The organism is Streptomyces sp. MMCC 100 (assembly GCF_041538145.2).
In the GTDB taxonomy this organism is placed as follows: Bacteria; Actinomycetota; Actinomycetes; order Streptomycetales; family Streptomycetaceae; genus Streptomyces.
In genome coordinates this window covers 1,275,066-1,296,225 of the sequence record NZ_JBGORK020000001.1, presented here as the reverse complement: position 1 = coordinate 1,296,225, position 21,160 = coordinate 1,275,066, and the positions used below count along the sequence as shown (strand labels likewise).

Sequence of the window (21,160 nt, the reverse complement as noted above, 5' to 3'; positions counted from 1 at the left end):
GAGTGATGTGACGGCGACACCATCGCAGCCGTACTCGCCGATGGTGGCGCGCGCCCAGCGCCTGCCGCACCGCTCCCGCCGGCGCCGGACCGGCGCGGTCCCTGACGTGCTCACCCTGATGGGCCTGCCCCTGCTCGCCGTCTTCGCGCTGCCCGCCGCGTTCGCCGGGGGCGGTACCCGGCGCTGGTTCGGCGGGCGGGCCGAGAGCCAGCGGGCCGAGGCCCAGACCGCGAAGGACGACGCGGCCGCCGCTTTCTACGAGCTGGACACCGCCCAGCGGGACCTGCGGATCTCGATAGAGACGATCGCGGCCGTCGACTCCTCCCCCGCCGCCCGACGCGCGGTCACCGACTTCGAGGCCCTCGGCCGGCGTATCGACGAGGTCAGCCACCAGTACATCAGCGCCGTCGACGCCCACGACCTGGACCGGGACGACCTGGAGGCGTCGGCCGCCGCCCGCGCCCGCACCGAACTGACCGCCGCCAAGACAGAGCTGGGCCGGGTCAAGCAGGAACTGGACCGCTTCGCCGAGGGCCTCGGCCCCCTCCTCGGCAAGGCGGAGACCCAGCTGGCCCGGCTGGCACCCGCCGTGGAGCGCGCCCGGCAGGCCCTGCTCGCCGCCTCCAACGCCCTGGACGCCGCACGCGGATCCGGTCTGAAGGCGGACGACCTCGCCACCCGTCTCGCCACCCTCGGCCCGGAGCTGACCCGCCTGAACCAGGGCGCGGGACAGCACGGAGTGCCCCAGACCCTCGAGCGCGCCGAGCGAGTCACCCGGGAGGCCGAGGCGGTCCGCGCCGAGGCGGAACGGCTGCCCGAGCGCGCCGCCGAGATCGACCACCGCCTGGTCTCGCTGCGCACCCGCGCCCAGGCGCTGACCACCCGCACTGAGCAGGTCGAGCCGGTGCTCAGCGAGCTGCGGCGCCGGTTCACCGCCGCATGCTGGCAGGACCTCCAGCACGTACCGGACCAGGCCACCGAATCGGTCCGGCAGGCCGAGCGGAAACTGTCCGAGGCACAGACCGCCCGCGGCGAACAGCGCTGGCCCGACGCGACCGCCCTGCTGTCGACGGTACGAGCGCTGCTGAACTCGACCGACGAGGCCGTCTCGGCGGCCGGCGACCGGCTGCGGCAGCTGAACTCCGTGCAGAAGGACCCGCAGCAGGAGATCGAGCGCACCCGCTTCGCCATCCGCGACGCCCAGCGCCTGGCCATGTCCGGTCGCAACACCCCCGAGCCCCGCCACGCGCGCCCCCTGGACGACGCCGTGGCCCGGCTGGAACGGGCGATCACCACGCTGGAGGGCCGGCACCCCGACTACTGGCACTTCCTGACGGAGACGGAAGCGGTCCGGCAGACGGTGGCCCATGTGGTCACCAAGATCCGCGAGGAGCGCGGGGCCGGTCACTGATCACCTCGGACGACCGGGGCCGTCGGCCGACCGTGCCGGTTAACCTGTGCGCATGCCTCGCTACGAGTACCGCTGCCGGAGCTGCGGCGACACCTTCGAACTGAGCCGTCCCATGGCCGAGTCCTCTGCTCCCGCCGCCTGTCCGGCGGGTCACGACGACACGGTGAAGCTGCTGTCGACGGTCGCGGTCGGCGGCTCTGCCTCCGCGCCGGCGCCCTCGTCGGGCGGTGGCGGTGGCGGTGGGGGTTGCTGCGGCGGGGGCTGCTGCGGCTGAGGTCGGCTCGCGTCGGACTCCTTCGGCTCCTGTCAGGTCCCTTCGGCTCCGTCAGCTCCCCAGGTAGCGCAGCACCGCCAGCACCCTGCGTGAATAGCCCTCACCTCCGGTCAGCTCCAGCTTGTCGAAGATCGCGTTGGTGTGTTTCTCCACCGCGCTCTGCGAGATGTGCAGGCGGCGCGCGATACCCGCGTTGGTGTGGCCCTGCGCCATCTCGGCCAGCACGTCCCGCTCCCGCACGGTGAGCCGGGCGAGCAGGTCGGTGTGTGTCGTGCGGCCGAGCAGCTGACGGACCACCTCCGGGTCGAACGCGGCGCGTCCGGCGGCGACCCGCTCCAGCGCGTCCAGGAACTCGTCGACCTGGACCACCCGGTCCTTGAGCAGATATCCGACTCCTTCCGTGTCTCCGGTGAGCAGCTCGGTCGCGTATCGCTTCTCCACGTACTGCGAGAGGACCAGCACTCCGACCTCCGGCCACCGCTCGCGTATCTCCAGGGCCGCGCGCAGGCCCTCGTCCGTGTGCGTGGGCGGCATCCGGACGTCGGCGACGACCACGTCCGGCGGGTCCTCGGCGACCGCCTTCAGCAGCAGCTCGGCGTTGCCGACGGCCGCGAGGATCTCGTGGCCCTCCTCCGCCAGCAGCCGCACCAGCCCCTCCCTCAGCAGGGTCGAGTCCTCGGCGAGGATCACCCGCATGGCAGCTCCGCGGCCACGAGGGTCGGCCCTCCCGGCGGGCTGACCACGCTGAGGCTGCCGTCGAGGGCGGCGACGCGCCGGGCGAGCCCGAACAGTCCGCTGCCCGCGGCGTTCGCCCCGCCGCAGCCGTCGTCCCGCACGCTCACGTACATCCGTTCCTCCTCCGCTCTGACCGCGACGCTTATACGGGTCGGCGCCGCGTGCTTGACCGCGTTGGTGACCGCCTCGCAGACCACGAAGTACGCGACGGTCGCGACGGCCTGCTCGGGCTCCTCGGCGAGGTCGTACTCCACTCCCACCGGTACGGACGCCCGCTCGGCCACCGTCTCCAGGGCCGCGCGCAGCCCCGCCTCGTCCAGCGTGGTCGGGTAGATCCGCCAGGCCACCTCGCGCAGCTCGTCCAGGGCACGGCGGCTCTCGTCATGGGCCTGGGCCAGCAGCCGGTCCCGGCGGTCGGCGTCCTGACTGCGGCGGGCCCGGCCGAGCAGCATGCCGAGGGCGACGAGGCGCTGCTGCACACCGTCGTGCAGGTCCCGCTCGATGCGGCGCCGTTCGTCGTTCACGGCGTCGACGACCGCGGCGCGGCTGGCGGACAGCTCGGCGATCCGCCGCTCCAGCTCCTCCTGGTGGCGAGGGCCGAGGAAGTGCCGCGCCAGCTGCCCCTCCAGTCCGGCCACACCGAATATTCCCTGCACGGCGAGGAACACGAGGAAGAAGCCGCCCAGACTGCCCAGGACCAGCGAACCGGGGTTGCGTATGCCGTCCAGCAGGAGCCAGCCGTACAGCCCGAAGGTGCCGTACGCCAGACCGATGGCGGCCGTCAGCATCACGACCCCGCCCAGGACGCCCAGGGTCCAGTGGCAGGCGACGTACCGCAGCGCCCGCACGTCCTCGTACACGGGTGTGACGCGGAGGTCGAGCCACATCCGCAGCCGGCCGCGCTCCAGCTCCGCCAGGATCCGCGCGCCCGCGAGGACCGGGCGCAGTACGGCACGGCGCCCGTCCGGCCAGGCCGCCACCGGCAGCAGGACCACGCCGGCCAGCAGGGCGAAGAGCAGCTCGACGGCGGCCGCGGCGGTCCCCATGATGAGGCCCACCCCGCACCGCACTGCACGTCGCGCCATGTTTCGCATGATCGCGAGGCTAGCCGGGCGCGACAGCCGCGCACACTGCGGAAAACCGCAATTCCCGCCTGTGGTGTACCGCAGTCGATCATGCGGTCTTCCTCAGGGTCCCTTCAGCCGCGGTTTTCTAGCGTGGTCGTCATGACAGCCATCGCAGCGCAGCCGGCCGTGGAAAGCGGCGCGGCCCCGCAGTGGATCAACGACCTCATGGACGCCCTCGGCGCACCCGGCGCCGGTCTCGCCATCGCTCTGGAGAACCTTTTTCCTCCGCTGCCGAGCGAGGTGATCCTGCCGCTCGCCGGGTTCGCGGCGAGCTCCGGCCGGATGAGCCTGATCGCCGTCCTGCTGTGGACGACGGCGGGTTCGGTGATCGGCGCGCTCGCCCTGTACGGGATCGGCGCCCTGCTCGGCCGGGACCGCACGGTGGCGATAGCGGGTAAGCTGCCGCTGGTGAAGGTGTCCGACATAGAGAAGACGGAGGCGTGGTTCCTCCGGCACGGGACCAAGGCCGTGTTCTTCGGCCGGATGATCCCCGTCTTCCGCAGCCTGATCTCGGTACCGGCGGGCGTGGAGCGGATGCAGCTGCCCGTCTTCCTCGCCCTGACGACGCTGGGCAGTGCGATCTGGAACACCGTGTTCGTCCTCGCGGGCTACGCGCTGGGGGACAACTGGTCGGAGGTCTCGGACATCGCCTCCACCTACTCGAAGGTGATCCTCGTGGCAGCCGCCCTGGCACTGCTGGTCTTCATCGGCATGCGCCTGCTGCGGCCGGGCGCCGGACACCGGAGGCGGGGCCGCGGGCACGACGGGCGGCGGGACATACGGCCGCCGGCCGACGACGACGGCCGCCTCGGCTCCGGGGGCGGTGCCGGGGCGGTGGGCCCGGACGGCGGGTTCAGCGAGCCGGGCTCGCCGCGCGCAGGAACTCCCGGAGGATCCGCTCACCGGCCAGGACGCCGCGCTCGGGCAAGGCGCTGATCGTCGGCGCCGCCCACCCGGAGTCGGCCAGCTCACCGTGGCCCGGGCGCCAGCCGCGGTCGGCGGCGAGAAGCAGGTCGGCGTCGAGGAGCGAGTCGCCCGCGGCGAGGGTGAGTTCGGCACCGGTGCGGCGGGCGACCTCGCGCACGGCGGCACTCTTGGTGAGCGGCTTGGGGACGACGTAGATCTTGCGGCCCTGGAGGGACACGGTCCAGCCGCGGTTCTCGGCCCACACGGCGAGTTCCTTCACCCAGTCCTGGGGCAGCAGGTCGCGTTCGACCACCAGGTAGGCGAAGAGGTCCTCGGCGACCCGGTGCTTGCGCACCCACAGCGGGTCGGCGGTGCTCGTCAGGTGGTCGCGGACCTCGGCCAGCGAGGCGCATTCGTCGGCCAGCCGCGCGGTCACCCGTGCGTGCCAGCCGGGGTCGGAGACGCCGTCCACCAGCAGGTGGCCGCCGTTGGCGCAGATCGCGTACTTCGGGGCGGGGCCGGGGAGGTTGATCCGCTGGTACTGCTTGCGGGTCCGGGTGGTGGTCGGCACGAAGAGGGCCGTGTCGCCGAGGTCGGTCAGCAGTCGGGCGGCCGTCTCGGTCAGGTAGGAGAGGGGTCTGCTCTCGTAGACCTCCACGCACAGCAGTCGGGGTGCCCGCAGGTCGGGCATGGTCAGTCCGAGCGCGGCCGCGGAGTAGATGAGCGTGCGGTCGAGGTCGCTGGCGACGAGCACGGGCATCAGAGCGTCACCGCCTTGCCGTCGGCGCCGGTGGCGCCCCGCGTGTACTGGGGGTGGATCAGTCCGACGCAGGTGTAGGGGAGGTCGGCGACCTCCTCCACGGGTACGCCCCGCTGCTCGGCCAGCAGGCGGACGTGGGCCAGGTCGGCGCCGGCGCCGGCCCGGGCCAGCACCTTCCACGGGACACGGCGCAGCATCACCCGCGTGGTCTCGCCGACGCCGGGCTTGACGAGGTTCACGTCGTGGATGCCGTACTCCTCGCTGATGCGCTCGACGGCGGCCCAGCCCTCCCAGGTGGGGGTGCGGTCGGCGGAGAGGAGGTCCTTGGCCTGGGCGTCGACGGTTTCCGTGACGTCCGGGAAGCGGGCGGAGACGGCGTCGAGGAAGTCCGGTGACAGGTCGGCGCCGGCGAGTTCGCGGTAGAACTTCGCGCCGTGGAAGTCGTGCGGGCCGACCAGGTCGGCGCGGAGCACGGTGCGGGATATCAGGCCGGAGACGGTGGAGTTGAGGCAGGCCGAGGGGATGAGGAAGTCGTCCCGGGTGCCGTAGGTGCGTACGCAGGAGCCGGGGTCGGCCAGTACGGCGATCTCCGGGTCGAAGCCGGTGACGCCGTCGGAGGCCTCGAAGTCGCGCAGGGCGGCGGCGAGTTCGCGGGTGATGGCGCCCTTGCCGGTCCAGCCGTCGACGAAGACGACGTCGGCGGGGTCGTGGTGGTCGGCCAGCCAGCGCAGGGCGTTGGCGTCGATGCCCCGCCCCCGGACGATCGACACCGCGTAGTGGGGGAGGTCGAGACCATGGCGGAACCGCGCCCAGCGGCGCATCAGAACGCCGACGGGGGTGCCCGCCCGGGCGAGTGAGACCAGGACGGGGCGGGGCGACCGCTCCGCGAGCACGATCTCGGTGACGGCGCCGACGGCGCGCGCCAGCCGGGCGGCGGACGTCTCCAGCGCCGCGTGGAACAGTTCCTGGTACTGCTCGCTGGGCTGGTACTCCACGGGCAGCGACTCGGCGTAGTGCGCGCCGCCGCTCTGGATCGCCTCTTCGCGCTCTTCGGTCGGCGCCTCCAGCGTCACGTCCGAGAGGTCCTGGAGCAGCCAGCCGACCTCGTCGGGCGCGTACGAGGAGAATGCGGGGCCGCGCAGCGGCTCGGGCAGCATGGAGGGCCTTTCTGGGGCTTGCGGGGCATGCGAGGCGTGTGGGACGTACGACGGGACGACCGCGAGCAGGACGTGGGGGACGTGGTCGGCGAGCCGGGCAGCCAGTCCGTCCGGGGCGTGCAGCGCGGGGGTGTCGGCGGCCGAGTCGACGACGGCGACGACGGCGTCGAAACCGGCGCCCGCGACGTTGTAGGCGTAGCGCTCGCCGGGGCCGTCGGCCGGGTCGTCGTGCGCGGGGAAGACCAGGCGGGTGCGTATGGCGTAGCCGGGGTCGTCGACGGCGAGGACGGGAGAGCGGGTGGTGGTGGAGTAGCGCACGTCGACGTCGCCGCCGACGGTCTGCTCCAGCACTCGGGCCAGGCGGAGGGGGGCGTACATGAGCTCCTCGAAGCCGAGGACGAGTACGCGCCGGGCGCCGGCCGGCAGCGCCTCGGCGATGCGCGCCGCCATGCCGGGCAGGGCGCCCTCCAGCCGGCCCCGGTCCTCGGCGGTGAACCCGTGCCGCCCGCCGTCGGGCACGTCGTGGGGCCAGCCCAGGTCGACACGCTCGACGGAGCCGGACGGAGCGGCGGCGGGGCCCCTCCCGGTCGGCTCCGTGGTCGGCTCCGTGGTCGGCGCCTCGTGCCGGGCGACCAGTTCCTGCCCCTTCTCCAGCACACCCGGCGGCAGTCGGACCGTGCCCGATGCGGTGGTCACCAGGTCGACGCGGGCGCCGATCTCGCGGGCGAAGTCGTCCAGCCGGCCCGCGTCGGCGGGCGAGCGCATGTCGACCAGGGCCACCACGACGTACCGCTTGCGGGGATAGCGCTCGTGCAGGGCGCGGACGGTGTTGAGCACCGTGTTGCCGGTGGAGAACTCGTCGTCGACGAGGACCAGCGGCCCGTCCCCGGCCAGCAGCGCCGGGTTCTCCGGCAGCAGGAGGTGGGAGGTCGCGTGCGAGTGGGACTCCTCGAAGCCGCCCGCCCGGGCGACTCCGGTGACCGTGCGGCGGGTGGAGTGCAGGTACGGGGCGGGGCCCAGGCCGTCGGCGACGGAGTGGCCGAGTCCGGTGGCCGTCTCCGCGTAGCCGAGGACGACCGCGCGTTCGGCCGCCTCGGCGCCGAGCAGGTCGCGGACGCGTCGGCCGAGGGCGACGCCGTGGCCGTACACGACGGAGGGCGACTGCGGGACGTGTTTGCCGAGCACGTTGGAGACGAGGAGGTGCGCCCGCTTGGGGTTGCGGCGCAGGGCGAGCCCCAGCAGGCCGGTCAGCGCCTCGTCGCCGGTGAGTTCGACGCCGAGCCGCTCGGCGACCCAGCTGCCGGACCAGACTCCGGCCTCCCCTTCGGCGTGCGCGGCGTGCGCCCTCTCGGTCATGTACTCGTGCCTCCCGTTGTCCGCCGCGGCACGGGGCCTGGCGTCGGTCATGGATTCTTGCGTTCGGCGTCCGGCGTTCCCGTCGCCCGGCGTTCAGTCGGACAGGCCGGCTGCGAGCAGTTCCACGAAACCGATGTCCTCGTTCGCCACCCCGAAGATCTCGGCGCGCAGCAGGGTCCGCCCGGCCCAGGCGCGGTGGGGCTTCACCTCGTTCATCTTGTTCGTGTAGGCCGACCTCATCACGCCTCCACCGCATCGTTCGGGCCGCAGGATGTCCTGGGCGTCGCTGAACTCCTCGTGGCTGACCACGGACAGGGCGTGCACGGGGAGCACGTGCGAGGGGTGGATGCAGGTCTTGCCCAGCAGGCCGTTGGCCCGGTCCAGGGAGATCTCGCGCAGCAGGCCGTCCATGGAGTGCTCGATGAGCTTCTGGCGCAGTTCGACGGCCTGTCCCTCGAGGAAGGGGCTCTGCCGCAGTTGCGGTTTGAACATCCTCTCCTGGACGCGGAAGTACTCCCACACGGGTCCGGTCACCGTGAAGCCGGTGCCGTCGGCGCGGGCGAGCATGTTCACCACGTCGGCGATCACGGAGGCGACGATCTGGACGTCGTAGGCCGTCATGTCGGGGCCTCGGCGCAGCCCGTAGGAGGAGCAGAAGTCGGTCACGCCGAGCCGCAGGGCGAGCACGCGGTCCCGGTACTTGTCGACCGCGCGGAAGATGCCCTCCAGCGTCTGCACCCGGGACTCCCGGTACAGCAGGTCCGGGGACTCGAGCACGGGCATGGCGAAGAGCCTGCGGCCGCTGGTGGCCTCGGCGGCGGCGAGCGCCTCCAGGAAGGGGATGCCGCGTTCCTCGGTGAACTTCGGCAGCACGAACCCGGACAGCAGCCGCGCGGCGGGGCCCAGGCGCCGTACGAGGTCGGGTATCTGCTCGGGGGTGCGGACCCGGACGAACAGGAGGGGGACATCGGTGTCGGAACGTTCCGCCAGGTCCGTGAGCCGGCGGACGAGGTTCGCCTCGCCGACGGGCACGTCGGCGTCGTCGATCGAGTCCTCCAGGCACAGCACCATCGACACCAGCCCGCGCGCACCCTGCTTCAGGATGTCGTCGGCGAGGCTCGGCCGGGTGGCCGGGCTGTAGAGCGTGGCGCCCAGGGCCGCGGACAGCAGCCGGGCCGGGGAGTCCGCCGTGAAGAAACAGGGCTCCTGATGAAAGAGACGCTTCCGCACATCAGGGGCTATCTGTCCGAAATGACGCATTTAAACTCCCCCGTGGTGTCTGGACAACCTGTGAATCGTCGAAAGGTGGCCGGTAATAGTACGTACGTATCCGTGTCGGAGGTTCCCACCGGGCATGAATTCCAGGTAACCCGGCCGTGTCGACAGCGGCGACCCGGGGCGGGCGGACACGAGCCGAGTACCCGCCCCCGCGTTGTCGTGACCAGGACCGAGAGGGCAGGATGACGGCATGACGCACGCGATGCTGAAGGGGTCGAACGTCCCGCTGCAAGCCACCACGGTACGCGCCGTGCTGCGCTGGACACCCGGGCAGGGGGTCCCCGACGTCGACGCCTCCGCACTGCTGCTGGGGCCGGACGACCGTGTGCGTTCCGACGAGGACTTCGTCTTCTACAACCAGCCCCGGCACCCCTCCGGCCAGGTCTGGCGGCTCGGCAAGAAGCGGGTCGCCGAGGGACTGACCGACACGATCCAGACAGACCTCTCCGGCGTCGAGCCCTCCGTGGGCCGGATCCTGCTGGTCGCCTCGGCGGACGGCGTCGCCTTCGACCGGGTCACGTGGCTGCGCATCCTGCTGTACGACGCCGCAGCCGCCGACGCGGAACCGCTGGCGTACTTCGACGTCAAGCCGGAGACGGGCCAGGAGACGGCGCTGATCTGCGGCGAGCTGTACCGGCGCGGGGAGGGCTGGAAGTTCCGGGCGCTGGGCGAGGGCTATTCCAACGGGCTCAAGGGTCTGGCGACCGACTTCGGCATCTCGGTGGACGAGTCGGAGGGGGCGGACGACCCCATGTCGGCCCCACGGCCCGATCCGGCTCCGCCGGCCCCCGCCCCGTCCGATCCGTCCGCTCCCTCCCAGTCCACGCCCGACCAGCCCACGCCCGCCCAGTCCGTGTCGGCCCAGTCCGTGTCGGCCCAGTCCGTGTCGGCCCAGCCCGTGTCGGCACAGTCCGGGTCCGCCCCGCCGGTGGTCGGTCCCGACCAGCCGACGGCCGTGCAGCCCCTGCCGGAGGTCTCACGGCCGCTGCCGCCCGAGCAGCCCACCGGTGTACCGGCCCAGCCCGCGTACGGCTATCCGCAGCAGCCGGCGGCCCAGCCCGGCTACGGCTATCCCCAGCCCGCTGCCGGCCGGTCCGGGTACGGGTATCCGCAGGCGCCCGCCGCGGCCGCGGTCACCGGGGCGCAGTCCGGCTACGGCTATCCGCAGCCGGTCACCGGGGCGCCCGATCCGGACTTCCGGCTGCCCCCGCAGGGGCCGCAGTTCCTCGGCCGGTAGCCACCTCGCCTCGGACGGGGTGTGCGGCCGCGGGACGCGTCAGCGCCCCGGGCGCGGGCTCAGCGCTCCGCCTTGCTCTTGTGCCCCCGGCCCCATTGCAGGCCCCACCCGTACAGCCGGTCCAGTTCGCCCTGGAAGCCGTACACGAACTTCACCTCGCGGCGGACGATGATCTCGTCCTTGACGTTCTCGATCATCACCACGGCGCAGGACCGGGCCTGCGGATGGCGCTCGTCGAGGCCTATCTCGATGCGGGGGCCGTTGCTCGGGTAGAGCGTGACGATGGCGTGCGTCCGGTCGAAGGCGGGGGTCTGGTCGTAGATGTAGGCGAAGAGCAGCAGGCGCTTGATGGCGTCCCTGTGGTCGAGGTTGATGTAGATCGTCTCGCCGGAGGCCGAGCCGAAGCGGTCGTCGCCGCTGAGTTTGACGTAGGGCGGGGCGTTGACGTCGCCCAGGAAGCCGCCGAGCGGCTGGACCACCCCGCGGGTGCCGTCCTGGAGTTCGTAGAGGCAGCCGAGGTCGAGGTCGACGTTGACCATGCTCTGGCTGTGGCCGACGACCTCGGGGGGCTTGAGCGCCTTGAAGGGGTGCCGCAGCAGGCTTTCCCGCTGGGTGCCCATGATGTCGGAGGTCCGCATCCGCCAGGAGAGGTTGATGCGGAGATTGCCGGTCGCCGCGCCCTGCTTGGTCAGGGAGACCTGGCTGTGCCGTTTGGTCAGCTGGATGGAGTTGGTCGCCGCGCTGCCCGAGTCGAACTCGGACTCGCGGCCGCGCCACAGCCCGTCCAAGAAGCCCATTCCCGCCCCACCTTCGCGTCACCGCCGACGGGGCGGCCCCGAGGAGTCGTCCTCGTCGGCCGCCCCGCTCAGAGCGTTCCTCGTCCGGGCCGGGTTCACACCAGGGGCACGGGTGCACCGGGAGCGCGCCCCGGCCCGGGAATCAAGGGGTTCACACCCCGGAGGAGACCTCCGCCTTCTCCTGGTCGCCGTCTCCCCCGGCCGCCGCCAGTGCGCGGTTGCGGCGCACCGAGGACCAGAAGGACCAGGCGATCAGGATGACGCCGACGAGGCCGGTGATGATCTCGTGGATCTGGTACTGGATGGTGACCAGCAGGATGATGGACAGGGCGCCGATGGCGTAGTGGGCGCCGTGCTCCAGGTAGACGTAGTCGTCGAGGGTGCCCTGGCGGACCAGGTAGACCGTGAGCGAACGGACGTACATGGCGCCGATGCCGAGGCCGAGGGCCATCAGGACGATGTCGTTGGTGATGGCGAAGGCGCCGATGACACCGTCGAAGGAGAAGGACGCGTCCAGGACCTCCAGGTAGAGGAACATGAAGAACGCGGCCTTGCCCGCCAGCTTGACGGCCGACTTGGGCTTTCCGGCGCGTTCGGCCGCCTCTTCCTCCTCGTGCTCGCGTTCCTCCTCCTCTTCGAGTTTGTCCTCGAAGTATCCGGAGAGTCCGCCGACGATCATGTAGGTGATCAGGCCGGCGATGCCCGCGAGCAGGACGGTTTCCGCCTTGTCGGCGTGTGCGCCGCCGTGCTGGTGGGCGTGGGCGCCGAAGGTGATGGCGGAGACGAGGAGCACGATCAGGGCGATGCAGACCGACAGCATGTCGACCTTGCCGAGCTTCGCGAGCGGGCGCTCCAGCCAGGCCAGCCACTTGATGTCCCGGTCCTCGAAGATGAAGTCGAGGAAGATCATCAGAAGGAACATGCCACCGAAGGCGGCGATCGACGGATGGGCGTCCGTCACCAGTTGCTGATAGCGGTCCTTGTCGGTGAGCGCGAGGTCGACGGCCTCGATCGGTCCGAGCTGGGCGCTGATCGCCACGATCACGACCGGGAACACCAGGCGCATACCGAAGACGGCGATGAGAACGCCGATGGTGAGGAAGATCTTCTGCCAGAAGGCATTCATCTTCTTCAGAATCCCGGCGTTGACCACCGCGTTGTCGAAGGACAGCGAGATCTCCAGGATGGAGAGGATCGCCACGATGCCGAAGGCGGTCCACCCCCCGTAGAAGACCGCCGCGACCAGGCCGAGCGCGGTGACCGCGAACGACCAGCCGAAGGTTTTCAGAAGCACTGGCTACCCAATCGTGTGTGTACGGGGCTCCCCCGCGCCGTACTCGGCTTTACGAAACGTTGACTCCGAAGTCTAGAGCGATGCCCCGAAGCCCCGACGCATACCCCTGCCCCACTGCACGGAACTTCCACTCGCCCTGGTAGCGGTAGAGCTCGCCGAAGATCATCGCGGTCTCCGTGGAGGCGTCCTCGCTGAGGTCGTAGCGGGCCAGCTCCTGGCCGTCGGCCTGGTTGACGACCCGGATGAAGGCGTTGCTGACCTGGCCGAAGGTCTGGCCGCGCTCGTCGGCCATGTGGATCGAGACCGGGAAGACGATCTTGTCGCAGTGGGCGGGCACCTTGGAGAGGTCGACCAGCAGCGATTCGTCGTCGCCGTCGCCCTCGCCGGTGAGGTTGTCGCCGGTGTGCTCGATCGAGCCGTCCGGGCTCTTGAGCTGGTTGTAGAAGACGAACCACTCGTCGCCGAGCACCCGGCCGCTGCTGCACACGAGTGCGCTCGCGTCGAGGTCGAAGGGTGCTCCGGTGGTGGAACGCGCGTCCCAGCCGAGCCCGACCAGTACCTGCGTGAGGTTCGGTGCGGCCTTGGACAGGGAGACGTTGCCGCCCTTGGCAAGCGTGACGCCCATGGTGATGGTCCCTCCCCGGGTGATGGTTCTTGGGTTTCCTGCGCGTCCGGCGCCGCACGTAAACCGTGCGGCGCCGGACGTATCGAGACCGTGGCCTCGCCGGACGATCGAGGCCCTCGCCCCGGCCGTTCGGTCGCTCAGACGTTCACGCCGAAGTCCTGGGCGATGCCGCGCAGGCCGGAGGCGTAGCCCTGGCCGATGGCGCGGAACTTCCACTCCGTGCCGTGCCGGTACAGCTCGCCGAAGACCATGGCGGTCTCCGTGGAGGCGTCCTCGCTCAGGTCGTAGCGGGCGATCTCGGTCTCGCCGGCCTGGTTGACGACGCGGATGAACGCGTTGCGCACCTGGCCGAAGGACTGCTGGCGGTTCTCGGCGTCGTAGATCGAGACCGGGAAGACGATCTTCTCGATGTCGGAGGGGACCGTGGCGAGGTTGATCTTGATCTGCTCGTCGTCGCCCTCGCCCTCACCGGTGATGTTGTCGCCGGTGTGCTCGACCGATCCGTCCGGGCTCTTCAGGTTGTTGAAGAAGATGAAGTGCGCGTCGCTGGCGACCTTGCCGCCGCTGTTCAGCAGCAGTGCGCTGGCGTCGAGGTCGAAGTCGGTACCGGTCGTGGTGCGGATGTCCCACCCCAGACCGACGATGACCGCGGTCAGGCCGGGGGCCTCCTTGGTCAGCGAAACGTTGCCGCCCTTGCTGAGGCTGACTCCCACGAGTCCTCCATTGGTGTCCAGGGGCGGGGTGCCCCGTAGTGCGTGGATATCGGATCAACGATTCGATCCTAGTGACGGGTTCCCGCACCCCGCAGGCCCTGAGGCCGACAAATCACAGCGCGTCGAGCGCCTTCACGTACTCGGTCAGGTCACGGGCGTCCGGCAGACCGTTGACCACGGTCCAGCGCACGACGCCCTCCTGGTCGATGACGAAGGTGCCGCGGACGGCGCAGCCCTTGTCCTCGTCGAAGACGCCGTAGTCGCGCGAGACGTTGCCGTGCGGCCAGAAGTCGGAGAGCAGCGGGTACTCCAGGCCCTCCTGCTCGGCGAAGACGCGCAGGGTGTGGATGGAGTCGTTGGAGACGGCGAGCACCTGGGTGTCCCGGTCGGAGAACTGCGGCAGGTTGTCGCGCACCTCGCACAGCTCGCCGGTGCACACACCGGTGAAGGCGAAGGGGTAGAAGAGCAGCACGACGTTCTTCCGGCCGCGGAACTCGGACAGCCGGACGGTCGCGCCGTGGTTGTCCTTGAGCTCGAAGTCGGGGGCCTTGTCGCCGACCTGGATCGCCATGTCCCGTTCGTCCCTTCCGCAGGAAGTTCTCCGTGAGTGGTTCGCTGGAGACACCCTACGCAGGGAGGGTCGCGGACCCGCGGACGGGCCGACAGCCGTCGGCCGTCGACCCGCCCGGAGTCCGGTGTGTCGCGGAGCCCGGGGGGCTACCGCTTGGACTTGGCGGCCTTGGGCGTCGCCAGCCGGCTGCCGCTCCAGTCCTTTCCGACGCTGACGCTCTTGGACGCCGTCAGTCCGGCGGTCGTCGAGGCTTCCGAGATGTCACTGGCCTCGACGTACCCGTCACGGCCGGTCTTCGGCGTGAGAAGGAGGATCGACCCGCCCTCTTCGATGTACGTGGTGGCATCCACCAGCGCATCCGTCAGGTCGCCGTCGTCGTCACGGAACCACAGCACGACGGCATCGGCCACGTCCTCGTAGTCCTCGTCCACCAGCTCGCCCTCGACGGCGCCCTCAATGGCCTCGCGGAGCTCCTGGTCGACGTCGTCGTCGTAGCCGATCTCCTGGACCACCTGCCCGGGCTGGAAACCCAGCCTGGCGGCAGGGTTCGTCCGCTCCTCCGCGTGGTCCGCGGTCGCGCTCACGGGTTGCCTCCTGATCATGTTTCGGTAGATGTCTTCGGCCTCGCGCGTGCGCGAAGCTTGGCCGTAGTCCACACGGGCGGGACGGATCGCGCAAGTACCCGGCGTCCGGGACCGCCGAAACGGTGACGATCCCGGCCGTGTCGCCGCAACTCCAGCCATGCCGTCCAGCCCGAAGGTGACGTACACCACACCTATCTGCCCCGTTTGCGTATTTGGGAACCATGTGTGGGTACGAGACTCGAATGAACGTGCCCCCGATCCTCACGGGAGAACCGGTTACCCCACGGTACAGATGACGACGGCCCCCGCGAGGTACACGATGGGGAACCAGCGGGGGAATCGGCGCAGACACCCGAAAAGGCACCCGGAAAAGACACCTGGAAAAACGGCCCTCTGACAGCGAAGGAACAGCGTGGCTTCCGCATCCGATCGCAGTGATCGCAGTCCGATCATCATTGGCGGCCTTCCGAGTCAGGTTCCTGACTTCGATCCCGAGGAAACCCAGGAGTGGCTCGACTCCCTCGACGCCGCCGTCGACGAGCGCGGCCGGGAGCGGGCCCGCTATCTGATGCTGCGGCTGATCGAGCGGGCCCGCGAGAAGCGCGTGGCCGTGCCCGAGATGCGCAGTACGGACTATGTCAACACCATCCCGACCAAGAGCGAGCCGTTCTTCCCCGGCAACGAGGAGATCGAACGCAAGATCCTCAACGCCACCCGCTGGAACGCGGCGGTGATGGTCTCGCGCGCGCAGCGGCCCGGCATCGGTGTCGGCGGTCACATCGCGACCTTCGCCTCCTCCGCCTCCCTGTACGACGTGGGCTTCAACCACTTCTTCCGGGGCAAGGACGAGGGCGACGGCGGCGACCAGGTCTTCTTCCAGGGACACGCCTCACCGGGCATCTACGCGCGCGCGTACCTGCTGGACCGGCTCAGCGAGGAGCACCTGGACGGCTTCCGGCAGGAGAAGTCCAAGGCGCCGAACGCGCTGTCGTCGTACCCGCATCCGCGGTCGATGCCGGACTTCTGGGAGTTCCCGACGGTCTCCATGGGCCTCGGCCCGATCGGCGCGATCTTCCAGGCGCGGATGAACCGCTACATGCACGCGCGCGGGATCGCGGACACCTCGCGTTCGCACGTGTGGGCCTACCTCGGCGACGGCGAGATGGACGAGCCGGAGTCGCTGGGCCAGCTGTCCATCGCCGCCCGCGAGGGCCTGGACAACCTGACCTTCGTGGTCAACTGCAACCTCCAGCGCCTCGACGGCCCGGTGCGCGGCAACGGCAAGATCATCCAGGAGCTGGAGTCGGTCTTCCGGGGCGCCGGCTGGAACGTGATCAAGCTGGTGTGGGACCGCACCTGGGACCCGCTGCTCGCCCAGGACCGCGACGGCGTGCTGGTCAACCGCATGAACACGACCCCGGACGGCCAGTTCCAGACGTACGCCACCGAGTCCGGCGCCTACATCCGCGACCACTTCTTCGGCGACGACCACCGACTGCGCGCGATGGTCGAGAACATGACCGACGACCAGATCCTGCACCTGGGCCGCGGCGGCCACGACCACCGCAAGATCTACGCGGCGTACAAGGCGGCGCTGGAGCACAAGGGCCAGCCGACGGTCATCCTGGCCAAGACGATCAAGGGCTGGACGCTGGGCCCGAACTTCGAGGGCCGCAACGCCACGCACCAGATGAAGAAGCTGACGGTCGACGACCTCAAGCGCTTCCGCGACCGGCTGCACCTGCCGATCTCCGACAAGGAGCTGGAGTCCGGCCCGCCGCCGTACTACCACCCGGGCCGGGACACCGAGGAGATGCAGTACATGCACGACCGGCGGCTGGGCTGCGGCGGGTACGTGCCGACCCGGGTCGTCCGGTCGAAGCCGCTTCCCCTACCGGACGACAAGACGTACGCGACCGTGAAGAAGGGGTCGGGCCAGCAGTCCATCGCGACGACGATGGCTTTTGTGCGCCTGCTGAAGGACCTCATGCGGGACAAGGAGATCGGCAAGCGGTTCGTGCTGATCGCGCCGGACGAGTACCGCACGTTCGGCATGGACTCGTTCTTCCCGAGTGCGAAGATCTACAACCCGCTCGGGCAGCAGTACGAGTCCGTGGACCGCGATCTGCTGCTCGCCTACAAGGAGGCGCCGAACGGGCAGATGCTGCACGACGGCATCTCCGAGGCCGGCTGCACGGCCTCGCTGATCGCGGCGGGTTCGGCGTACGCGACGCACGGCGAGCCGCTCATCCCGGTCTACGTCTTCTACTCGATGTTCGGTTTCCAGCGCACCGGCGACCAGTTCTGGCAGATGGGCGACCAGTTGGCGCGCGGTTTCGTGCTGGGCGCGACCGCGGGCCGCACGACCCTGACCGGTGAGGGCCTCCAGCACGCGGACGGGCACTCGCAGCTGCTCGCCTCGACCAACCCGGCGTGCGTGGCGTACGACCCCGCCTTCGGGTTCGAGATCGCGCACATCGTCAAGGACGGGCTGCGCCGGATGTACGGCGGCGACGAGCAGCACCCGCACGGCGAGGACGTCTTCTACTACCTCACCGTCTACAACGAGCCCATCCGGCACCCGGCCGAGCCCGAGAACGTGGACGTCGAGGGCATCCTCAAGGGCGTCTACCGCTTCAGCGAGGGCACGGGCGGCTCTGTCCCGGCGCAGATCATGGCGTCCGGCGTCGCCGTGCCGTGGGCCGTGGAGGCGCAGCGGATCCTCGCCGAGGAGTGGAACGTGCGCGCCGACGTCTGGTCGGCGACCTCCTGGAACGAGCTGCGGCGCGAGGCCGTGGCCTGCGAGGAGCACAACCTGCTGCACCCCGAGGAGGAGCAGCGGGTGCCGTACGTGACGCGGAAGCTGGCGGGTGCGCAGGGGCCGTTCGTGGCGGTGTCCGACTGGATGCGGTCGGTGCCGGACCAGATCGCGCGGTGGGTGCCGGGGACGTACCAGTCGCTGGGCGCCGACGGATTCGGCTTCGCGGACACGCGGGGGGCCGCGCGGCGGTTCTTCCACATCGACGCCGAGTCGATCGTGGTGGGCGTGCTGAGCGAGCTGGCGCGGGAGGGCAAGGTCGACCGGTCGGTGCTGAAGCAGGCGATCGACCGGTACCGGCTGCTCGACGTGACGGCGGCGGACCCGGGGGCGGCCGGCGGGGACGCGTAGGGCGTACGCCGGTCGGTGTGACGTACGCCGGCCGGTGTGACGTACGCCGGTCGGTGTGACGTACGGCGGTCGGTGTCGTACGTAGGGCTCACCCCGCGCGTCATGGGCGGGGGTACACGGCTCACCCCCGTCCGTAACGGGCGGGGGCGGGAACGTCCGGGCGACGGGTGATACCGCGCTGCGGTCAGAACATGCCGTAGCCGGGAGACGTCGCTCCGACGAGCCAGACGAGTGCCAGAAGCGTGTCGATGGCACCCAGGACCAGGGCGACCACGGCCGGTACCGGGCGGGAACCCGCCCAGCTGCGGCCCATGGCGAGCCAGCCGCAGACGATCGCCACGGGGCCGAGGACGATCCCCAGCACGAAGAAGCCGGCGACCGCGCAGACGACTCCGACGATTGCGAGCGTCGCGCGATCCGGCCCGTTCCGTGACCACGTCCGGCCACGTGAGCGGGGGTGCCTGCGCGATCCCTGTCCGAAGCTCGCCATCATCAACTCCCTGAACTCCTTGTGGAGTTCGGGTACCCGCGTGCGGCGACTCATGCCTGCTTCACGGCCGATTCGGGCCTGCTTCGAACGTGCTGCCTGCGCGCCGCCCCCCTCCGGCAGCGCGCCGCAGCCTCTCGTCCTCCGTGCCCTGCGGAGGACTTGACCCACTGTGACCTGCGATGTCCGACGGCGGGGAGGGTTCGCGGTCCCTGTCACCCTGATGGACGAACCGGGCGACAGGGCGCGCACTTCGCGGGCGAATCAGATGTGGCCCACGCCCGCGCCCGCGTCCGCGTTCTCACCGCGCTTGGTGAGGAAGGCGACGAACACCGCCACGACCGCGACCCCGGCGGCGACGAGCGAGGCCAGGCTCATGCCGGAGATGAAGGTGTCGTGGGCGACGCCCGCGATCTTTCCGGCGACCTCGGCCGGGGTGCCCTCGGCCACCGGCGGGACGCCGACCCGGACCGCCTCGGAGGCCTGGTGCGCCTGTTCCGGCGTCAGCTCGGGGAGCCCCGCGTCCGCCCAGTTGCCGGCCAGGTCGTTGTCGACCTTGGAGGCCATCACGGCGCCCAGCACGGCCGTGCCGAGGCTGCCGCCGATCTGCATCGCCGCCTGCTGGAGGCCGCCGGCCACGCCCGAGAGCTCCATCGGCGCGTTGCCGACGATGACCTCGGTGGCGCCGACCATGACGGGCGCGAGGCCGAGGCCCAGCAGGGCGAACCAGAGCGACATGAGGCCGCTGCCGGTGTCCGTCTCCAGCGTCGAGATGCCGAACATGGCGACCGCGGTGCACACCATGCCGCCGGCCAGCGGGATGCGCGGGCCGACCTTGGTGATCATCGCACCGGCCAGCGGCGAGGCGACGATCATCATGCCGGTGAGCGGCAGCAGGTGCAGACCGGCGTCGACCGGGCTCATGCCGTGGACGTTCTGCAGGTAGAAGGTGACGAAGAACAGACCGCCCATGAAGGCGATGGCCATCAGGACCATCAGGACCACACCGGCCGACAGCGGCACCGAGCGGAACATCGCCAGCGGGATCAGCGGCTCCCTCACCTTGGTCTCCCAGAAGGAGAACACGACGAAGCCCACCACCGAACCGCCGATGAACAGCCAGGTCTGACCGGAACCCCAGCCCCACTCGGGAGCCTTGATCAGCGCCCAGACGAGAGCGAACATCGAGGCCGACAGCAGCACGATGCCGACGACGTCGAAGGAGCGCGGCGCGTTCTCGGCCCGGTGGTCCAGCAGGATCATGACGCCGAGCACGACGGCGACGATGCCCACCGGCACGTTGATGAAGAACACGGACTGCCAGTTGACGTGCTCGACCAGCACGCCGCCGAGGATCGGGCCGCCCGCGGTGGAGGCGCCGATGACCATGCCCCAGATGCCGATGGCCATGTTGAGCTTCTCGGCCGGGAAGGTGGCCCGCAGCAGGCCGAGCGCGGCCGGCATCAGCAGCGCGCCGAACAGGCCCTGGAAGACGCGGAAGACGATGACCGCCGCGATGCTGCCGGACAGTCCGATGGCACCGGAGGAGGCGGCGAAGCCGGCCACACCGATGAGGAAGGTCTGCCGGTGGCCGAAGCGGTCACCGAGCTTGCCCGCGGTGATCAGGGCGACCGCGAGGGCGAGGAAGTAGGCGTTGGTGATCCACTGGACGTCCGCGAGGCTGGCGTCCAGGTCGTCCTGGATGGCCGGGTTGGCGATCGCCACGATGGTGCCGTCCAGGGCCACCATCATGACCCCGACCGCGACGGTGACGAGGGTGACCCACGGATGGCCCCGCCATCCCTTGGCGGGCGCTGAACCCGCCGGGGTGCCGTCACCCGGTCCCGGCTTGTCGATGGTGGTCTGACTAGTCATACCGCCGAGGCTAATGACAGCCGCTGACAGTTGACAAACCAATTCACGAGTCAGTAACTGACAAGACATCCCCCATATAGCCTGAACTGCGGAATCAGTACGAAGGAGAGGACCTTTGAAGGTGGCCGGCACGTCGGCGCCGCCGGAGACCGCATCCGCGGCCTCCCGCCCTGGCCTGCGCGAACTCAAGAAACAGCGCACCCGGGACCTGCTGCTGCGCTCCGCCCTCGAACTGTTCACCGAGCGCGGTTACGAGGAGACCACCGTCGACGACATCGCCGAGGCCGCCGATGTCTCGCAGCGCACCTTCTTCCGCTACTTCGCCTCCAAGGAGGAGGCGGCGTTCTTCGTGTCCCGGCTCGCGGAGTCCCGCTTCGTCGACGCCGTGCACGCACGTCCGCCCGAGGAGGCGCCCCTGGACGCGCTGCGCCTGGCCCTAGTGGAGAGCTGGAGCACCATCGGCGAGGCCGTCGAGCAGCTGGTCCCGCTGGAGCTGCACATGCGTTTCTACCGGGTGATCGAGTCGACGCCCGCGCTGCTCGCCGCCCATCTGCGGCGCGCGACGGAGCTCGAGGAGGAGATCGCCCGCGTCGTCGCCGGCCGCGAGGGGCTGGACATCGACAGGGATCCGCGGCCCCGCGTGGTCGTGGCCGTCTTCGGAGCGGTGATGCGGGTGACCGAGCGGCTCTGGTCGGCACGCGACGACGCAAGCCTGGCGGCCCTGCGGGACCTGACGGCCGCTTACCTCGACCAGGTGGCGCCCACGCTCACCGGGAACTGGCGCCGCGCCGAAACGTGATCCGT

Annotated in this window: 19 protein-coding genes; 6 read left to right on the top strand and 13 right to left on the bottom strand. The window is 70.5% G+C overall.

Annotated features, from left to right (window positions below; translation table 11 throughout):
- Window positions 1–7: 7 nt before the first annotated feature.
- The gene (locus ABS735_RS05910; RefSeq protein ID WP_373901773.1) at window positions 8–1,411 is read left to right on the top strand and encodes a coiled-coil domain-containing protein; all 1,404 of its coding nucleotides are present in this window, start codon (window positions 8–10) and stop codon (window positions 1,409–1,411) included.
- A gap of 52 nt (window positions 1,412–1,463) precedes the next feature.
- Window positions 1,464–1,685 carry an FmdB family zinc ribbon protein gene (locus ABS735_RS05905; RefSeq protein ID WP_052842808.1) on the top strand — a complete coding sequence of 74 codons (222 nt, stop codon included), beginning with the start codon at window positions 1,464–1,466 and terminating at the stop codon, window positions 1,683–1,685.
- A 51-nt stretch (window positions 1,686–1,736) separates the two neighbouring features.
- Here ABS735_RS05905 and ABS735_RS05900 read toward each other — a convergent pair whose 3' ends face one another.
- Both ABS735_RS05900 and ABS735_RS05895 read right to left on the bottom strand, forming a co-directional pair.
- Window positions 1,737–2,381 carry a response regulator transcription factor gene (locus ABS735_RS05900; RefSeq protein WP_373901772.1) on the bottom strand — a complete coding sequence of 215 codons (645 nt, stop codon included), beginning with the start codon at window positions 2,379–2,381 and terminating at the stop codon, window positions 1,737–1,739.
- Window positions 2,372–3,514, bottom strand: coding sequence for a sensor histidine kinase (locus ABS735_RS05895; protein ID WP_373901771.1), 1,143 nt, complete (start codon window positions 3,512–3,514; stop codon window positions 2,372–2,374). The genes ABS735_RS05900 and ABS735_RS05895 overlap by 10 nt, the downstream gene beginning before the upstream one ends.
- Before the next feature lie 132 nt (window positions 3,515–3,646).
- On the opposite strand from ABS735_RS05895, the gene ABS735_RS05890 reads away from it, so the two are divergent.
- Window positions 3,647–4,483 carry a DedA family protein gene (locus ABS735_RS05890; protein ID WP_373901770.1) on the top strand — a complete coding sequence of 279 codons (837 nt, stop codon included), beginning with the start codon at window positions 3,647–3,649 and terminating at the stop codon, window positions 4,481–4,483.
- Here ABS735_RS05890 and ABS735_RS05885 read toward each other — a convergent pair.
- The 3 genes from ABS735_RS05885 to ABS735_RS05875 all read right to left on the bottom strand — a co-directional run bounded on the left by ABS735_RS05885 (window position 4,401) and on the right by ABS735_RS05875 (window position 8,986).
- Entirely contained in the window at window positions 4,401–5,213 is an 813-nt protein-coding gene (locus ABS735_RS05885; protein ID WP_373901769.1) for an HAD family hydrolase, read from the bottom strand. The two genes, ABS735_RS05890 and ABS735_RS05885, sit on opposite strands and share 83 nt — an antisense overlap.
- Window positions 5,213–7,726: a phosphoribosyltransferase gene (locus ABS735_RS05880; RefSeq protein ID WP_373901768.1), complete on the bottom strand. Its 2,514-nt coding sequence runs from the start codon at window positions 7,724–7,726 to the stop codon at window positions 5,213–5,215. Before ABS735_RS05880 ends, ABS735_RS05885 begins: the two co-directional genes overlap by 1 nt.
- A gap of 93 nt (window positions 7,727–7,819) precedes the next feature.
- Window positions 7,820–8,986: an HpcH/HpaI aldolase/citrate lyase family protein gene (locus tag ABS735_RS05875; protein WP_373901767.1), complete on the bottom strand. Its 1,167-nt coding sequence runs from the start codon at window positions 8,984–8,986 to the stop codon at window positions 7,820–7,822.
- A gap of 208 nt (window positions 8,987–9,194) precedes the next feature.
- Between ABS735_RS05875 and ABS735_RS05870 the strand changes: the two genes are divergently transcribed.
- Window positions 9,195–10,241, top strand: coding sequence for a TerD family protein (locus ABS735_RS05870; RefSeq protein WP_373901766.1), 1,047 nt, complete (start codon window positions 9,195–9,197; stop codon window positions 10,239–10,241).
- A 59-nt stretch (window positions 10,242–10,300) separates the two neighbouring features.
- Here ABS735_RS05870 and ABS735_RS05865 read toward each other — a convergent pair whose 3' ends face one another.
- The 6 genes from ABS735_RS05865 to ABS735_RS05840 all read right to left on the bottom strand — a co-directional run bounded on the left by ABS735_RS05865 (window position 10,301) and on the right by ABS735_RS05840 (window position 14,825).
- On the bottom strand, window positions 10,301–11,038 hold the full coding sequence (locus ABS735_RS05865; protein WP_373901765.1) for a TerD family protein: 738 nt from the start codon (window positions 11,036–11,038) through the stop codon (window positions 10,301–10,303).
- 151 nt (window positions 11,039–11,189) lie between these two features.
- Complete coding sequence (locus ABS735_RS05860) at window positions 11,190–12,332, bottom strand: DUF475 domain-containing protein (RefSeq protein WP_373901764.1); 1,143 nt, start codon at window positions 12,330–12,332, stop codon at window positions 11,190–11,192.
- 49 nt (window positions 12,333–12,381) lie between these two features.
- On the bottom strand, window positions 12,382–12,957 hold the full coding sequence (locus tag ABS735_RS05855; protein ID WP_003976437.1) for a TerD family protein: 576 nt from the start codon (window positions 12,955–12,957) through the stop codon (window positions 12,382–12,384).
- Window positions 12,958–13,094: 137 nt separating this feature from the next.
- The gene (locus ABS735_RS05850) at window positions 13,095–13,670 is read right to left on the bottom strand and encodes a calcium homeostasis/redox stress adaptation protein (RefSeq protein WP_373901763.1); all 576 of its coding nucleotides are present in this window, start codon (window positions 13,668–13,670) and stop codon (window positions 13,095–13,097) included.
- A gap of 112 nt (window positions 13,671–13,782) precedes the next feature.
- Complete coding sequence (locus tag ABS735_RS05845; RefSeq protein ID WP_373901762.1) at window positions 13,783–14,241, bottom strand: peroxiredoxin; 459 nt, start codon at window positions 14,239–14,241, stop codon at window positions 13,783–13,785.
- A gap of 146 nt (window positions 14,242–14,387) precedes the next feature.
- Complete coding sequence (locus ABS735_RS05840) at window positions 14,388–14,825, bottom strand: DUF3052 domain-containing protein (RefSeq protein ID WP_007449195.1); 438 nt, start codon at window positions 14,823–14,825, stop codon at window positions 14,388–14,390.
- A gap of 412 nt (window positions 14,826–15,237) precedes the next feature.
- Between ABS735_RS05840 and aceE the strand changes: the two genes are divergently transcribed.
- The gene (aceE, locus tag ABS735_RS05835; protein WP_373901761.1) at window positions 15,238–17,994 is read left to right on the top strand and encodes a pyruvate dehydrogenase (acetyl-transferring), homodimeric type; all 2,757 of its coding nucleotides are present in this window, start codon (window positions 15,238–15,240) and stop codon (window positions 17,992–17,994) included.
- A 184-nt stretch (window positions 17,995–18,178) separates the two neighbouring features.
- Here aceE and ABS735_RS05830 read toward each other — a convergent pair whose 3' ends face one another.
- Window positions 18,179–18,487: a small hydrophobic protein gene (locus tag ABS735_RS05830; RefSeq protein ID WP_373902316.1), complete on the bottom strand. Its 309-nt coding sequence runs from the start codon at window positions 18,485–18,487 to the stop codon at window positions 18,179–18,181.
- Between the two features lie 258 nt (window positions 18,488–18,745).
- Window positions 18,746–20,356 (bottom strand): MFS transporter, encoded by a 1,611-nt coding sequence (locus ABS735_RS05825; RefSeq protein WP_373901760.1) that lies wholly within the window; start codon window positions 20,354–20,356, stop codon window positions 18,746–18,748.
- A 115-nt stretch (window positions 20,357–20,471) separates the two neighbouring features.
- Here ABS735_RS05825 and ABS735_RS05820 point away from each other — a divergent pair, with 115 nt between their 5' ends.
- On the top strand, window positions 20,472–21,155 hold the full coding sequence (locus tag ABS735_RS05820; protein ID WP_373901759.1) for a TetR family transcriptional regulator: 684 nt from the start codon (window positions 20,472–20,474) through the stop codon (window positions 21,153–21,155).
- The last annotated feature ends 5 nt before the right edge of the window (window positions 21,156–21,160 follow it).

Coding starts and splice junctions, on each gene's coding strand:
- ABS735_RS05905 (WP_052842808.1), top strand. CDS start 1,464: ATGCCTCGCTACGAGTACCGCTGCCGGAGCTGCGGCGACACCTTCGAA.
- ABS735_RS05900 (WP_373901772.1), bottom strand. CDS start 2,381: ATGCGGGTGATCCTCGCCGAGGACTCGACCCTGCTGAGGGAGGGGCTG.
- ABS735_RS05895 (WP_373901771.1), bottom strand. CDS start 3,514: ATGCGAAACATGGCGCGACGTGCAGTGCGGTGCGGGGTGGGCCTCATC.
- ABS735_RS05890 (WP_373901770.1), top strand. CDS start 3,647: ATGACAGCCATCGCAGCGCAGCCGGCCGTGGAAAGCGGCGCGGCCCCG.
- ABS735_RS05885 (WP_373901769.1), bottom strand. CDS start 5,213: ATGCCCGTGCTCGTCGCCAGCGACCTCGACCGCACGCTCATCTACTCC.
- ABS735_RS05880 (WP_373901768.1), bottom strand. CDS start 7,726: ATGACCGAGAGGGCGCACGCCGCGCACGCCGAAGGGGAGGCCGGAGTC.
- ABS735_RS05875 (WP_373901767.1), bottom strand. CDS start 8,986: ATGCGTCATTTCGGACAGATAGCCCCTGATGTGCGGAAGCGTCTCTTT.
- ABS735_RS05870 (WP_373901766.1), top strand. CDS start 9,195: ATGACGCACGCGATGCTGAAGGGGTCGAACGTCCCGCTGCAAGCCACC.
- ABS735_RS05865 (WP_373901765.1), bottom strand. CDS start 11,038: ATGGGCTTCTTGGACGGGCTGTGGCGCGGCCGCGAGTCCGAGTTCGAC.
- ABS735_RS05855 (WP_003976437.1), bottom strand. CDS start 12,957: ATGGGCGTCACGCTTGCCAAGGGCGGCAACGTCTCCCTGTCCAAGGCC.
- ABS735_RS05845 (WP_373901762.1), bottom strand. CDS start 14,241: ATGGCGATCCAGGTCGGCGACAAGGCCCCCGACTTCGAGCTCAAGGAC.
- ABS735_RS05830 (WP_373902316.1), bottom strand. CDS start 18,487: ATGATGGCGAGCTTCGGACAGGGATCGCGCAGGCACCCCCGCTCACGT.
- ABS735_RS05825 (WP_373901760.1), bottom strand. CDS start 20,356: ATGACTAGTCAGACCACCATCGACAAGCCGGGACCGGGTGACGGCACC.